Consider the following 13,519-nt stretch of genomic DNA (forward strand, 5'->3'; position numbering starts at 1 on the left):
GAGATGGCGCAGGCGCCCGGCGGCGAGCTCGACACGATCGGCATGACTTTAGGCAATCTCGAGGCGCATGGCTTCCTCGTCTACGATGTCGAGAATCTGCGCGAGCACTATGCCCGCACCTGCCGGCTGTGGGCCGAACGACTGCAGGCCCGCTTAGACGAAGCGATCGCCGAAGTCGGTGAGGCCAAGGCGCGGCTTTGGCTACTTTATCTCAGCGGCTGTTCAATCACCTTCGAGCGCCCCTCGGCGCAGATTTTCCAGACCGTCGCCACCAAGCGCGCGCGGCGGCCGAGCGGCCTGCCGCCAACACGGGCGGACCTATACCGCTAGCGCGAGACACGCAGGACTAGCGCCCTATTCGGCGATGCAGAGTGAGGCGATGTAAGCCGCCGAAACCGGTATGGACCTCGATGACAAGGCGTTGCGCAACCCACGGGCCCCTCCAGCGCATCAATCCAGCGCCGGGCGTTACAATTCTCGGGGGAGCGAAGGATGGCGCAAATCGTCCGCCGCGCAGGCCGATTCGTTTCGGATAGCGCCGTTGTCTCGGCAGGCGCTTCGTCACTCCATCCAGCGGCTCAGGCGAACCCGCCTTGTCCCGCGCCGGGGTGCCGGATTTGAGAACGAGTGTTTTGAGCGTTCGAAGCTGAGGTCAATGACGGCGCCCTGGCTTCGGCTGGCGTCGTAGGCTCCAGGTCAACGACGTTCTTGCCGAATTGCGCTTCGAGGTCGCGCCAGGTCGATTCTGGCCAGCGGCCGGCATCGATTGATCCACGCGGCGGAGCGAGCATAGACACGGCAGTCGAGAGCTTCATTGCGTTCGCGAAGCTTCTGCTGTTCCAGACGCGAGAAGCCGCGCCTGGTGTGCGCTGTGACCACTGTTCACCAACGAACTGCTTGCACCACTCGCTGCCCACCCAGAAAGGCAGATGGACAGTTCCTGCCGGATGCCTAGTCATTGTCTTGACGATCGTGATCGCCGGCGGCGTACAAAACACCATCGCGTGAGCCTTTTCCTTGCGCCATATCTTCACCCGGCGTTGCAGCGTGCGCAAAAGGAGATCGGGGTATTTCTCTGAGCGCTCCGGCTGCAGACGCTCGAGCAGCTCCCGGCTCATCCGCCACGGTTCTTCGTCAAACCAAGCACGCAACTCCTCGGTAACTCCTGCAAAAGGATCAGGTCGCCGCCGTTCTCGCTTTTGTTTTGGTTTCAGCTCCGCGGTGGGGCGGATTTCGCAGGGCCGGGCTATGTCCCCGGGAACATTTGCTCGGGATCCATCGTTCAGAGCGAAATGGGCGCTCCGAACTGGTCAAGCGGCTCGGACCGGATCAGGGGCTGCATGCATTGGGATCTGATCAAGGTGATCTTCTGCCACGAGTGCAGGGCAGCCGGCCGCGATGACCGGATGCTGCATTTCACGAACCACGCCGCCGGAGAAGAGGAAGGGGCTGGACGGCTTGCCCCTAGCGGTGGGGAATATCCGCGCGGGCCCGCAGGAACATTAGCGCGCCCTAAAGGTTCTCTAGGAGGTCCTACAACTTCCTGGGTGAACCATGGCTGAGTTGGCATTCGCTTTCCTATTTTATTCAGGACTGACCGGCCAGGACATGTTAGGCGCCGTTGTATCTTTGATGGCTGGCCTGCTTCTCTACAACGTTCTTCGCGAGGACCGGCGAAGCCGATAACAAATCCGTTGGGTTGATCAGATGGGCAATCCAGGATTTCAGGGCAGCGGGATCGGCTTGTCACTGAGCGTGCGCAAGTAGGCAAGGAAGACTCGTACGCTGGGGCGCCCGCCCTTCCACTTCGTGCTGGCGCTGGCGTGGCCTTTCAACACGCTCATGTGAACTGCAATGCCGGCATGGCGCATTAGCTAGTGTGGCAGGACTGGTTTTGCCAAGATCACTTTGCTGGCGATGGGGCTATCATATCGGCCTTGCTCACGTCGTCATGGCTCCTGGAGCCGGCAGCCTGGGGGCGCTTCTGACTAGCGCTTTCGAGCTATCTGGCCGCCTTCGTTCATCTGACGTCCGGCAGGCGTTCCTAGGAAAAAGCGGGGCATGGAAGGCGGATTTCCCGGGCTCGGCGTGGTGCAGCCGGGCATCGCGCACCGACGAGACCAGAGCCTGAAGCCCCTGTTTCGCGTCCATGTCTCCAGCGAGGAACCCACACGAAAACAATCGCTTGCAATTCGTGGCGGGAACAATTGCCCGGCCTGCCCGTTTCCTTGCCACAAGGGACGTCAACCGCCCCCTTTTCAAGGAGGAAACCATGAACAGGATCATATCGGGTTTGCTGGCGACAACCCTGTCCGCTTCGTTCGTTGCGGCCGAGATCGTCCCGGTCAATGCCCAGCCGAGCTATGTGCCGCTGGTGCAAGGGCTTTCGTCGGACGTGCAGGCCGTGCAGTACCAGGATTGGCGACGACACCGCAACCTCAACCGCAATCGCAACTTTTCCCGCAATGACGGCATGTATTGGAACGGTCATCGCGGCTACCGCGAATACCGTCGCGGCTATCGCCGTCACGGCGACTTCTGGTTCCCGCTTGCTGCTTTCGCAACTGGTGCATTGATTACCGGCGCAATCATCAACAACCAGAACCGGGTCTATCGTGGCGGCGATGCGCATGTGCAGTGGTGTTACGACCGCTACAGATCCTATCGCGCATCGGACAACACCTTCCAGCCTTATGACGGCCCACGTCAGCAGTGCTATTCGCCCTACTAGGCTCCCGGGCGGATCGAACACGGGAGGCTGATGGAAGCCCGTGCCGGTGACGGTGTGGGCTTTCATTTTGCCGGCAGAACCTACTGCGTGCTCAAGGTCCTGCGCACCGCATTGCGCCAGCCAGGGAGCTTGGCTAAACGGACCGCCGCCTCTGACCCTCAGAGCGCGCTGGTGATGGGCTCCCTTCGGCGGGAAAGACAATTATTGCCCGAGATGTATCGCCTCAAGCGAGGGTGCGAACAGCAAGAAGTGATGGCGAGATAAGGGCGGCGGGCGCAGTGGCGATTCCTTGCCGCCACCGGGGCGCCAAGGCGCGGGGACGCGTCGGCGGAGATGGCGGCGGCGGGAAACGCGCGCTGTCGGGGCCTTTCTGAATCGCTAATACGCATTGCTAGGCTATCATTCGGCCATGGGAATACTTCGACCGCGCCCAAAGCCAAGGAAGGCCTATCCGAACAGCGCCCGCTTCGGCGAAGATGGCCGGCGCATTTACAGCGCGTACAATGGCACAAAAATAGCCCGGCCTCGGCGCCAGATTTCATCGAAGCGCCTACGCGTGATCGCGGTTTCGCTCATGGTGGTGGCGGTTGCGGCGGCAATCTTCGTCATCAACCAGTTGCCGCATTAGGTCGACTTGTTACCAGCGGCTTCTTCCGGGTCCGCCTGTCAGGGGCGATCGTCAGCCGATTTATTGTCTACGCGAAGGACGTCGCCGACCAACTCGATCTGCTCACGAACGAAAGCGTCCGTTCGCGGGCCCTGGGGCACGAAGGCCGGGTCATGTCCGCGGCCCGCAATAACGAAATAGTAGCCCTGTTCGAGAACTGTCAGGAACCGCCCGTGTTCCGCACGCGTTTCAACGCAAGCCTGCCCCTTCGGGCAGGCGATGAATGGGAGGTTTTGATGGATCGGCGATCATTCCTGACGGCAATGTTTGGTGTTGCGGGGGCGGCGGCCCTTGCCAGCACGGTTCGACCACTCAATGCGGTGGCCGGGGTTCCGAATGCCGGTCCCGGCATTCTCGATGAACTCGACGTGCCGGATACGGAGCCTTTCGACGACGATGGCACGCAGCCGCAGCCTGTCTATCATCGCCGGTGGCATCGTCCCCGTCGTAGGCGCCGCGGCTGGAGACGGATCTGCCGCCGCTATTGGCGTCATGGCCGCTATCGCAGGCGGTGCTATCGCCAGCGTGTCTGGATCCGACTTGGGTTTTAGGAGACCCCTTTAGCTACTCAGATCCTGCCTCGGTGGATTGTTCCCCCGAGGCCGGACAGTCGGTGGCCTCTGAATTTTCTTGTCGGCCTCGCCCAAAAGACCACATAACCCAAAGAAGTCAGGCTTCGACTGGATCGATTAGCCGCAACGCGATGAACCGTATGTCCAAGAAATTGCGGGAGGTATTCAAGAAATCGGCTCGGGAGCATGGGCCGAATACGCCCAAACTGTTCCTTAAGCAGGCCACCGGTTTCGAACCTGGCGAAGTCACCCTCCACCACGACGAGCCGTAGCCAAATGGCCGGTGCAGTTGGGATGCTTGGGTTCAGCGCTGCTGCACCGGCCAATGCGGGATTGGGTGAATCCCCCGCGCTGATGAATTTATAAGCATATTAGATATTCCTCAATTAAGACTCGGGGCCCCCTGGGCCTAAAGGCCCAACCGTTGGAAGCCCCGGCGCCGGGACTGGCGCCGGGTGTTGATTGCCAATGAGAACTGACCCGGTAACACGGGATATTTCCACCGAGAATTGACCCATGTTTGAACCTTGCCCCGCGTTTTTTCAGCGGGGGCTACGGAGTGATCGACATGGCATTACTGAGCGTGATCCGACGCTGGCATTTTCGAGAGCATCTATCGATCCGTGAGATTAGCCGTAGGACCGGCCTGTCGCGGAATACCGTGCGCAAATACCTGCGGGTGGGCGAGGTGGAGCCGAAGTTCAAGGTTCCAGTGCGGCCGAGCAGGCTTGACGCATTTGCCGACCGTTTGTCAGCCTGGCTGAGGACGGAAGCCAAAAAGAACCGCAAACAGAAACGCACGATCAAGCAGCTCCATGCCGATCTGCTTAGCCTTGGCTATGAGGGATCCTATGGTCGTGTCGCGGCTTTTGCTCGGGAGTGGAAAGCTGATCTGCCGAGGGAGTTACAGACGACAGAACGCGGGACGTTCGTGCCGCTTTCGTTTGATCCTGGTGAAGCATTCCAGTTCGACTGGTCCGAGGACTGGGCAATCATCGGCCATGAACGCACCAAGCTGCAGGTGGCCCATACCAAGCTCAGCTACTCCAGGGCCTTCATCGTGCGAGCCTATCTGTTGCAGACGCATGAGATGCTGTTCGACGCCCATAACCATGCTTTCCGTGTCTTTGGCGGCGTTCCCCGGCGCGGCATCCATGACAATATGCGGACAGCGATCGACAAAGTCGGCCGCGGCAAGGAGCGCGACGTCAATGTCCGCTTCATGGCAATGGCCAGCCACTATCTCTTTGAGCCTGAGTTCTGCAATCCGGCCTCTGGCTGGGAGAAGGGACAGGTCGAGAAGAACGTGCAGGATGCGCGTCACCGGTTCTTTCAACCGATTCCACGCTTTCCATCACTGGAAGCCCTGAACGACTGGTTGGAGCTTCGATGCGAAGAGTTCTGGCACAAGACCTCGCATGGAAGAATGCGCGGCACCATTGCCGATATCTGGGCTGAGGAAGCCCAGGCTCTCATGCCTGTCTCGTGCATTTAGAGCGCAACCGCTACAGCGTTCCGGCGTCCTTTGCCAATCGGCCCGGGAGCCTTAGGGTCTATCCGGATCGTGTCGTTGTCGCTGCAGAGGGTCTGATCGTCTGTGAACATCGCCGCATCGTCGATCGCTCGTATGATCGGCCAGGACAGACGATCTATGACTGGCGGCACTATCTGGCTGTCGTTCAGCGCAAGCCAGGCGCCCTACGCAACGGAGCACCGTTTGCTGAACTTCCCGATGCATTCAGGTCGTTGCAGCAGCATTTGCTCGAGAAGCCGGGCGGCGATCGCGAGATGGTCGACATACTGGCGCTTGCCTTCAACACGACGAGCAGGCCGTACTTTGCGCCGTGGAAACGGCGTTGCAAGGCGGTGTTCCCACCAAGACCCATGTGCTGAATCTGCTCCATCGCCTGATCGATGGCAAATCCCTCACGCCCCCACCATCGATGCTCCTCAGGCCTTGACGCTGACCAACGAGCCGAAGGCCAATGTCGAACGCTATGATGCTTTGAGAAAGGCCCTGGAGGTGCGCCATGCGTCATAATCCTGCCAGCGGCGCAATCGTCATCATGCTCAGGAGCCTGAAGATGCACGGCATGGCGCAAGCTGTAGGCGAACTCACCGAACAGGGAGCGCCGGCGTTTGAAGCTGCCATTCCGATCCTGTCGCAACTGCTCAAGGCCGAGACGGCAGAACGCGAGGTCAGGTCGACAACCTACCAGTTCAAGACCGCACGCTTTCCAGCCTATCGCGATCTCAACGGCTTTGACTTCGCCAGCAGTGACATCAACGATGCACTCGTGCGGCAGCTTCATCGTTGCGAGTTCGTCGATGAAGCTCACAACATTGTGCTTGTCGGCGGCCCCGGAACAGGCAAAACCCATGTTGCCACGGCCCTCGGCGTGCAGGCCATCGAGCATCATCACAAGCGGGTTCGCTTCTTCTCGACGGTCGAGCTGGTCAATGCGCTGGAACAGGAGAAGACACAGGGGAGATCCGGCCAGATCGCCAATCGCCTCGTGCATTCCGATCTCGTGATCCTGGACGAACTTGGCTATCTGCCGTTCGGTGCATCAGGTAGGCATTGCTCTTCCATCTGCTGAGCAAGCTCTATGAACGCCAGCGTCATCATCACCACAAACCTCAGCTTCAGCGAGTGGGCGAGTGTCTTCGGCGACGCCAAGATGACAACCGCCCTTCTCGACAGGCTCACCCATCATTGCCACATCCTGGAAACCGGAAACGACAGCTTCCGGTTCAAGAACAGCTCCGCACACGAGCCTAAGAAAGCGAAGGAGAAAGCCAGAACCTTGACCCTCAACCCCGAACCGAAACATACATGACAGGCGGGTCAAATCTCGGTGGAAATGCCGGGTCAGTTCTCAGTGAAAATCAACACGCCCGAAAGCCGACATCGCAGGTGACAATCCTGGAGGTCGTGGTCGCGCCAAGGAAGCAGTCATTCACTGCGCTGCTTGCTAGCGGGCGTTTGTTCTAGGCTCGATTTTCCCTCATCCCGGGGCACCGACATCGCAAGCGTGGACGATTTTCGGAAGATAGCCCTGGCAGAAGTCCAGATAGGTCCTGACAATGGTGGATGGGTGGCGATGAGGCGGATAGACCAGATTGATCGACCACTCCGGCAAAGGGTACTGCGTCAGCAACGGCACCAGGCGCTTCTCCCGGATGGGCGCGGCCACCAGGAACGGCGGCAGTTCCGTCACCACGTCGCCGCCGAGCGCGCGGCTGCACAGATGGTGATAATCGTTGGTGGACAGGACCGCCTGGGGCTCGACCACATGGCTGCCCAACTCCCAGCGCACCGCGGCATCGACGCGCGACGCCCATACCGCGCAGGGGAAGCGATGAAGTGCGTCGGGCTCCGCCGGCATGCCGAAGCGCTCCACCAACTTCGGGCTGGCGACAAGAATGTTGCGATACGACAGCATATGTCGCGCCACCATCGCCTCGTGAACGACCGCGCCTACACGAAGGGCGACGTCGATGCCGTCCTCAACCAGGTCCATGCGACGCTCGGTTGAGTAGACGTAAACCTGAACACCAGGGTAGCTGCGCTGGAAGGCGGCGATCAGATCCCACCATGGCTGAAACGTCTGCGGCAAGGACAGGCGCAACCGCCCCTTCAGCCGTGCCTGATCGCTCACCACGGCCTGCTCGGCTTCCAGCAATGCCTCGATCCCGCGGGCGGCCTGCTCGTACAGCCTTGTCCCGGCGTCGGTCAATTTCGTGCCGCGCGCCGAGCGCTCCAGCAGTTGCACCTTGAGTTGACGCTCCAGGTCACGGATTCGGCGGCTCAGCGTCGGAAGCGGCATTCCGAGACGGCCCGCCGCAGCAGAGAGGCTGCCGGCTCTGACAACCGCGACAAACATCCGGGTGGCATTCAAGTCCATGGCATAGCCTACCAGATTCGATAGGCTTGCTGTCAATCTTGGTCGTTAATTTCCATATTTGACCGATCTAGGATGCTGTACGGGGAAGGGCTCATTGTACGGAAAGCATCATGAAAGAGACCACCATGAGGATCTTGGCGGCCATGTCGCTGGCGATAGCAAGTTCCATCGCATCGGCACAGGCAACTGCCGCGCCTGCCAAGCCCGTCACCGTCGACAACTACATCCGCGCCCAGACCGACGTTAATTTCGCCGGGGTGGTCAAGAACGGCGGCTTCGGAAAATTCCGCCATGGCCGCGAGCTTGCGCCTCCCGTGCAGCAAGGCATTCCTCGCCCGAACCGCGACACCTTGTATTCATTCGCGATCGTCGACCTCGACGCCGGGCCGGTGACGATCGCCCCGCCGGACGCCGGCAAGCGCTTCGAGGGGATGCAGGTCGTCAACCAGGATCAATATACTTCGGCCACGTATTACGGCGCGGGTACTCATATCCTGACCAAGGAGATGATCGGCACGCGCTACGCCATTGTCGTCGTCCGTTTCCTTGTCGACTTCTCGCACAAGGACGATGTCGATGAGGTCCACACTCTGCAGGATGCGATCAAGTTCAGCCAGGAACGTCCCGGCACGTTCGAAATTCCCGATTGGGACGAGGCAGGCCTCAAAAAAATACAAGCCGCGCTTGTGCAGCTCGGGACCACGGTTTCGGATACTCGGCGCATGTTTGGCGCCAATGCGAGTGAGGTCGACCCGGTCAGGCACCTGATCGGAAGCGCCATGCTTTGGGGCGGCTACCCGGAGAAGGATGCGCTTTATCTGCCGATCACGCCGGCCCGAAACGACGGCAGCACGGTCCACAAGCTCAGCGTCGGGGATGTGCCTGTGGACGGGTTCTGGTCGCTCACCGTCTACAACAGCAAGGGCTACCTCCAGCCCAACCAGTACAATGCCTATTCGGTGAACTCCGTCACGGCAAAAAAGGGCCCGGACGGCTCGGTCACCATCGAGTTCGGCGGCTGCGACGGCAAGATCCAGAACTGCCTGCCGATCGCGCCGGGTTGGAATTACACGGTACGTCTGTTCCGCCCGCGAGCAGAAATCCTCAACGGCACGTGGGGATTTCCGCTGGCACAACCCGCAAGTTGAAGCCGCTTCTCCGTTTCTCGTTGCGCTCGGCCGGACCAACTCACGGCAAATACCGGATTGGGTCAGGTCACGACGATGCCCACGCCGAACTTAACGTCCGCAATCAAAGATCCACGGCCGAAGCTGTCAGTCCTCTCGCGACCCCTACTAGCCGCCAAATTACCGACAGGGCCGCGGGTTAGCTATCCAACATCGCCATGGCCGGCCGTACCATCCCCTCCAGCAATTCACGCTCTGGTCGAGCACGCACGAGAACGCGAATGCCGACCAGAATAGCCAGCATGTGCCGGGCGAGATCGTCGGCAGACAGAAGGCAAGCGATCGAGCCGTCCTTTTGGCCTTTGTCGACGCAGCGCCGGAAGAAGGCCTCGACCTCGGCGAGGATGTTGGCGATGACGGGCTGGAATTCCGGGTCATGCGGCGCGACTTCCGATGCTGAATTGATCAGCATGCAACCCTTCCGCTGAGGGTCGGCAAGTGAGCGCTCGATGATCTCGCTGAAGAAGGCCCGGATTGCCTCGCGTGGCGGCAAATGTGTCTCGAAGCGACGAACCCTGTCGCCGAAGCTCTGGTCGACGTACCGGTTAAGCGCTTGCCGGTAAAGCGAACGCTTGTCACCGAAGGCGTTGTAAAGGCTGGCGCCGGTAATGCCCATGCATCCGGCGAGGTCCCGGACCGAGGTCGCCTCATAGCCATTCGCCCAAAACTGCTGAATGGCCGCATCCAGGGCCGCCGTCTCATCGAATTCCCTTGGTCTCGCCATGCCTGCTTCAACAAATCCGCGTGAAGTTATTGCCTTTGCTCGCCGTGCAATGCATTTTATATCGAACGATCTAAAATGCAATCCGGGCCAAGGCGGCTCTGAGGAGGAACCATGATCCGCTTCTATTTCCACCCCACGCCCAACCCTGCCAAAGTCGCGCTGTTCCTGGAGGAGGCCGGACTTGCCTACGAGGTGGTGCCGGTCGATACCAGCAAGGGCGAGCAGCATCTGCCGGCATTCCGCGCCATCAATCCGAACGGCAAGGTGCCGGCGATTGTGGACACGGAAGGACCCGGTGGCAAGGAAGCGCGAGTGTTCGATTCCAGCGCCGTTCTGCTCTATCTCGGCGACAAGGTCGGCCGTTGCATCGGCACCCCGGCGGACCGTCCGGAACTGTTGTCGTGGCTGTTCTTCCTCGGCACCGGCCTTGGGCCGTTCTCGGGTCAAGCGGTGCATTTCCAGTATGCGGCGCCGGAAGGCAATGCCTATGCCATCAACCGCTACCGGCGTGAGGTTGAGCGGCATTATCGCGTGCTCGATGATCACCTTGCCGGACGCGACTACATCGTCGGCACCGACTATTCGATCGTCGATATGTCGGCTTGGGGCTGGATCGACCGCGCCTCGCGCGTGATGACGGGTGAGGAAGAGCCGCTGGCGGCATTCCCGAACATCAAGCGCTGGTTCGAGAAGATCGACGCCCGTCCGGCGGTCGCCCGCGCCCGCGCCGTCGGCATGGATCACGAATTCAAGAAGGTGAACGACGAGGAGACGAAGCGGGCGCTGTTTCCGTCCAATTTCCCGGAGGCGGCGCAATGGGCCGCCCGGCCGGCAGCGCAGTCGTGAGGGCGTGGAGCTGAAGACCATGAAGCTGGAAGGCAAGAAGGTTCTCCTCACTGGAGGTTCGAGCGGCATCGGCCTTGCCACAGCGCAAGCGCTGTTGGCAAAAGGCGCGCAAGTGGTGATTTCGGGGCGGCGACAGGATGCGCTGGCGGAGGCTGTCTCCCGGCTCGGCAGCTTTGGCAAGGTCGATTCGGTCGCCGCCGACGTATCGACGGAGGAAGGCCGTGCCGCAACCCTTTCGGCCGCGACGGCCACGCTTGGCGGCCTCGACATCCTGATCAACAATGCCGGCGGCGTGCGGGCTGGACGGCTCGAGGATACTTCGGAGGCCGAGATCCGGGCCATGGTCGAGGTCGATCTCGTGGCACCGATCCTCCTGACGCGGGCCGCCCTTCCGGCCTTGCGGGCAAGCGGAGACGGGCTGGTTGTCAATGTCACCTCCGGCATAGCTTTGGTCGGCACGCCCTTCTACGCCACCTATGCGGCCGTGAAAGCCGGGCTTGCCCGTTTCGGCGAGGCCCTGCGGCGGGAACTGAAAGGCGAGGGCGTGCATATGTTGACCGTCTATCCGAGCGGGACCGACACGCCGATGATGAAGTCGAACCGCGCGGGGCCCGATCTTGGCTTCAGCCGGGAGCCGGCCTCGTCGGTGGCGGACGCGATTGTCGCGGGCATAGAGGCGGACGCCTTCGAGGTGATCCGCGGCGGCGAGGCACGGTCAAAGATGATCGCGCTCAACCGGGAGGACCCGGCTGCTATCGACCAGCGCTTCCTCGACCTTAAACCGGCGCTCGCCGAGGCCGTACGGGATCATTCGGCGCTCTGATCAGGAAGAGACGGTCGAGCGTCATCGTTGATGGCAATGCAGCCCATAGGGAGAAGGATCATGACCGGCGTATCGCTCTTTGTTGAACTGAAGGCAAAGCCTGGAAAAGAAGAAGAGGTCGCGGCATTCCTGGCGGGTGCGCGAGATCTTGCTGTGGCCGAGGCTGGGACAATCGCCTGGTTCGCGATCCGATTAGATACCGATACTTTTGCGATCTTCGACACATTCAATGACGAGACCGGCCGGCAAGCTCATCTCGCTGGACCGATTGCCGCCGCGCTGATGGCTAAGGCTAGCGAACTACTTGCGGCGCCGCCTCAAATCCGCAGAGCAGACGTTCTCGCTGCAAAGCTGCCGGCTTAGAGAGTGTCGATGGCGCCCCGGGTCTGTTGGCCCAGAGCCCAGACCACGCTTCCGATTCGGCAAGAAGCAACCAAGCTCTCAACCTAGAAGCATTATTGCGGTCTTATGTAGCAAACGCACCAAGCACGTTGAACCGCCTCCAAAGGAGGGGACCGTGAGCTAGGCGGCGCGCCGTGTGGGAGCGAGCGGCGTTGGCCGCATTTTGGTGGCGCGCTCAATCATTCGGTATCGCGTGTCTGGAAGGGCTATTGGCAGCGATGCGAGGCATGATCCCGGATGCACCCAAAAAAAGTCAGACACCTTTCCTATCAACCTGAACCTTAAGGGCCTATCGCCGTTGAATGAGGATGGGTGAAGTGACATCGAACAGCAACGAAGGCGAAGGCTTGTGGGTCTTTGACCTTGTCGCGTTGCGCGAGGCTTTCAGAAAGTCTGTCAGCGAAAACAAAATTACGGCCGCCGAATGGGGCCAACACGCCGCACAGTTCCTTGAAATGCAGAGAAATCGCCAGCGCGAACCGCATGATTGGCCGGGATGATGACCGGTGCGACCCGGGTTTTGCTTGGGGGTGCAGGCCGCACCGGTCACTGCGGGTGGACCCCTCTCCCGCACAGCTTAAAATTATCGCATATTAGAAATTGTGCAACTAAGCCGTTTGGCGCTACCCAGCCATAAGGGCATTGCGAGCCTTCCGCCTTCGCCGGACTTTCGCGGTATTGACGCACTGCCTTATCCGCTCGACCAGTGACGGCTCCCAGCCTTTTCATTGCGACAATGCGCCGGGCCGTTTCCTTGTTGGCGTTGCTGCCTTCCGCCTCGCGCTTCAGGATCAGCCGGTAAAGCTCGCCCTTGCGGAAGCGGCCTGGGGTGCGCCGTAGCGGCACGATAAGCGAAGGGTCGCCCTTGTAGCCTAGAATGAGCAGCACGGCGTCTATGTGCTGGAGATCGTCAGCTAGGTCCGCACCCTTGAACCGGACTGCGCCCGATATCTCGGCACGCTTCGCAATAAGCGTGTTGATGGCGTGTTGGTATCGGGTAGATCGTACGATAGGGGCAACTCTTGGCATGCCTACAGGGTATGAAAACGATGCCGGCGGGCTATCGGAAAGTTGGTGCGTTTGCTACATAAGACCGGATTTTTTGTTCAATCTCGCAGATCGACTGCTTCAGCGAGGATGTGCTCGGCAACACATCAGGCCACAAGCCGCGCCACGCCAAGACCTACCGCAACTTCGCCGCCGAATATGAGCGGCTGCACGTGAGCGCATCGCCGCCTATCGCGAGTTCATCTCCGACGTGAAGACCGGCGCCTACCCCGAGCCGCAGCACGTGGTTCAGATCACTATCACTGATGACGAGTTCTCCACCTTTAGGACCGCTCTCAGGCTATAGGAAGCCAAGATACTCAACAGGCCGTGAGATTCTCTTGAAGGTCAGCTATCTCCGCTACGGACACAAAAGCGGACAATCCGCTTCCGGCCCCAAAACTGCCCGTCTGCAACGCCGACCGCTCGGCCGCGACATACACGAGGTCGTGCAAATACATGCCGACTGCCGTGCCACGATCGACAATGTCTGCAGTCAGCCCGACGAGATCGGTCGTTTGGGCTTCGTTTTGATCGCTCAAGTATTCGCTTGCGGCGCGACAATGAAGGTGCGAGCGTTGCGTCAATCAAGATGAGAATGCTGGCGGGTTG

13 protein-coding genes and 4 pseudogenes are annotated in these 13,519 nt (G+C 60.4%); 12 read left to right on the forward strand and 5 right to left on the reverse strand.

What is annotated here, in order from left to right:
* Positions 1-15: 15 nt before the first annotated feature.
* A pseudogene (locus ACWGTO_RS09860) lies at positions 16-330 on the forward strand (class I SAM-dependent methyltransferase); the annotation flags it as partial.
* A 248-nt stretch (positions 331-578) separates the two neighbouring features.
* Here the strand turns inward: ACWGTO_RS09860 and ACWGTO_RS09865 are convergent.
* The gene (locus ACWGTO_RS09865) at positions 579-1,118 is read right to left on the reverse strand and encodes a hypothetical protein (protein ID WP_454574662.1); all 540 of its coding nucleotides are present in this window, start codon (positions 1,116-1,118) and stop codon (positions 579-581) included.
* Positions 1,119-2,272: 1,154 nt separating this feature from the next.
* Between ACWGTO_RS09865 and ACWGTO_RS09870 the strand changes: the two genes are divergently transcribed.
* The 5 genes and pseudogenes from ACWGTO_RS09870 to istB all read left to right on the forward strand — a co-directional run bounded on the left by ACWGTO_RS09870 (position 2,273) and on the right by istB (position 6,810).
* Positions 2,273-2,731 carry a BA14K family protein gene (locus ACWGTO_RS09870; RefSeq protein ID WP_454574663.1) on the forward strand — a complete coding sequence of 153 codons (459 nt, stop codon included), beginning with the start codon at positions 2,273-2,275 and terminating at the stop codon, positions 2,729-2,731.
* 30 nt (positions 2,732-2,761) lie between these two features.
* Positions 2,762-2,995: a hypothetical protein gene (locus tag ACWGTO_RS09875; protein ID WP_454574664.1), complete on the forward strand. Its 234-nt coding sequence runs from the start codon at positions 2,762-2,764 to the stop codon at positions 2,993-2,995.
* 69 nt (positions 2,996-3,064) lie between these two features.
* Complete coding sequence (locus ACWGTO_RS09880; protein WP_454574665.1) at positions 3,065-3,949, forward strand: hypothetical protein; 885 nt, start codon at positions 3,065-3,067, stop codon at positions 3,947-3,949.
* A gap of 589 nt (positions 3,950-4,538) precedes the next feature.
* A pseudogene (istA, locus tag ACWGTO_RS09885) lies at positions 4,539-6,011 on the forward strand (IS21 family transposase).
* Positions 6,012-6,063: 52 nt separating this feature from the next.
* Positions 6,064-6,810: pseudogene (istB, locus tag ACWGTO_RS09890) on the forward strand (IS21-like element helper ATPase IstB).
* A 168-nt stretch (positions 6,811-6,978) separates the two neighbouring features.
* On the opposite strand, the gene ACWGTO_RS09895 reads toward istB, so the two are convergent.
* On the reverse strand, positions 6,979-7,878 hold the full coding sequence (locus ACWGTO_RS09895; RefSeq protein ID WP_454574666.1) for a LysR family transcriptional regulator: 900 nt from the start codon (positions 7,876-7,878) through the stop codon (positions 6,979-6,981).
* A 110-nt stretch (positions 7,879-7,988) separates the two neighbouring features.
* Between ACWGTO_RS09895 and ACWGTO_RS09900 the strand changes: the two genes are divergently transcribed.
* Positions 7,989-9,026, forward strand: a complete 1,038-nt coding sequence (locus ACWGTO_RS09900) for a DUF1254 domain-containing protein (protein ID WP_454574667.1) — start codon at positions 7,989-7,991, stop codon at positions 9,024-9,026.
* Positions 9,027-9,204: 178 nt separating this feature from the next.
* Here ACWGTO_RS09900 and ACWGTO_RS09905 read toward each other — a convergent pair whose 3' ends face one another.
* On the reverse strand, positions 9,205-9,789 hold the full coding sequence (locus ACWGTO_RS09905; protein WP_454574668.1) for a TetR/AcrR family transcriptional regulator: 585 nt from the start codon (positions 9,787-9,789) through the stop codon (positions 9,205-9,207).
* Between the two features lie 111 nt (positions 9,790-9,900).
* Between ACWGTO_RS09905 and ACWGTO_RS09910 the strand changes: the two genes are divergently transcribed.
* The 4 genes from ACWGTO_RS09910 to ACWGTO_RS09925 all read left to right on the forward strand — a co-directional run bounded on the left by ACWGTO_RS09910 (position 9,901) and on the right by ACWGTO_RS09925 (position 12,360).
* Positions 9,901-10,635, forward strand: a complete 735-nt coding sequence (locus ACWGTO_RS09910; protein WP_454574669.1) for a glutathione S-transferase family protein — start codon at positions 9,901-9,903, stop codon at positions 10,633-10,635.
* 19 nt (positions 10,636-10,654) lie between these two features.
* The gene (locus ACWGTO_RS09915; protein WP_454574670.1) at positions 10,655-11,458 is read left to right on the forward strand and encodes an SDR family NAD(P)-dependent oxidoreductase; all 804 of its coding nucleotides are present in this window, start codon (positions 10,655-10,657) and stop codon (positions 11,456-11,458) included.
* Between the two features lie 60 nt (positions 11,459-11,518).
* Positions 11,519-11,821, forward strand: coding sequence for a putative quinol monooxygenase (locus ACWGTO_RS09920; protein ID WP_454574671.1), 303 nt, complete (start codon positions 11,519-11,521; stop codon positions 11,819-11,821).
* 347 nt (positions 11,822-12,168) lie between these two features.
* Positions 12,169-12,360, forward strand: a complete 192-nt coding sequence (locus ACWGTO_RS09925) for a hypothetical protein (RefSeq protein WP_454574672.1) — start codon at positions 12,169-12,171, stop codon at positions 12,358-12,360.
* 46 nt (positions 12,361-12,406) lie between these two features.
* Here the strand turns inward: ACWGTO_RS09925 and ACWGTO_RS09930 are convergent, their stop codons facing one another.
* Entirely contained in the window at positions 12,407-12,748 is a 342-nt protein-coding gene (locus ACWGTO_RS09930; protein WP_454574673.1) for a hypothetical protein, read from the reverse strand.
* A gap of 239 nt (positions 12,749-12,987) precedes the next feature.
* Between ACWGTO_RS09930 and ACWGTO_RS09935 the strand changes: the two are divergent.
* Positions 12,988-13,214: pseudogene (locus tag ACWGTO_RS09935) on the forward strand (3-methyl-2-oxobutanoate hydroxymethyltransferase); the annotation flags it as partial.
* Positions 13,215-13,227: 13 nt separating this feature from the next.
* On the opposite strand, the gene ACWGTO_RS09940 reads toward ACWGTO_RS09935, so the two are convergent.
* Positions 13,228-13,449 (reverse strand): hypothetical protein, encoded by a 222-nt coding sequence (locus tag ACWGTO_RS09940; protein WP_454574674.1) that lies wholly within the window; start codon positions 13,447-13,449, stop codon positions 13,228-13,230.
* Positions 13,450-13,519: the final 70 nt, after the last annotated feature.

The sequence above is a fragment of the Mesorhizobium sp. PL10 genome (assembly GCF_053714315.1).

What these genes read in the sequence shown, in the direction of transcription:
- ACWGTO_RS09925 (WP_454574672.1), top strand. Translation starts at nt 12,169, where the DNA reads ATGGGTGAAGTGACATCGAACAGCAACGAAGGCGAAGGCTTGTGGGTC.
- ACWGTO_RS09905 (WP_454574668.1), bottom strand. Translation starts at nt 9,789, where the DNA reads ATGGCGAGACCAAGGGAATTCGATGAGACGGCGGCCCTGGATGCGGCC.
- ACWGTO_RS09900 (WP_454574667.1), top strand. Translation starts at nt 7,989, where the DNA reads ATGAAAGAGACCACCATGAGGATCTTGGCGGCCATGTCGCTGGCGATA.
- ACWGTO_RS09915 (WP_454574670.1), top strand. Translation starts at nt 10,655, where the DNA reads ATGAAGCTGGAAGGCAAGAAGGTTCTCCTCACTGGAGGTTCGAGCGGC.
- ACWGTO_RS09920 (WP_454574671.1), top strand. Translation starts at nt 11,519, where the DNA reads ATGACCGGCGTATCGCTCTTTGTTGAACTGAAGGCAAAGCCTGGAAAA.
- ACWGTO_RS09895 (WP_454574666.1), bottom strand. Translation starts at nt 7,878, where the DNA reads ATGGACTTGAATGCCACCCGGATGTTTGTCGCGGTTGTCAGAGCCGGC.
- ACWGTO_RS09880 (WP_454574665.1), top strand. Translation starts at nt 3,065, where the DNA reads ATGGCGGCGGCGGGAAACGCGCGCTGTCGGGGCCTTTCTGAATCGCTA.
- ACWGTO_RS09910 (WP_454574669.1), top strand. Translation starts at nt 9,901, where the DNA reads ATGATCCGCTTCTATTTCCACCCCACGCCCAACCCTGCCAAAGTCGCG.
- ACWGTO_RS09875 (WP_454574664.1), top strand. Translation starts at nt 2,762, where the DNA reads ATGGAAGCCCGTGCCGGTGACGGTGTGGGCTTTCATTTTGCCGGCAGA.
- ACWGTO_RS09870 (WP_454574663.1), top strand. Translation starts at nt 2,273, where the DNA reads ATGAACAGGATCATATCGGGTTTGCTGGCGACAACCCTGTCCGCTTCG.
- ACWGTO_RS09865 (WP_454574662.1), bottom strand. Translation starts at nt 1,118, where the DNA reads ATGAGCCGGGAGCTGCTCGAGCGTCTGCAGCCGGAGCGCTCAGAGAAA.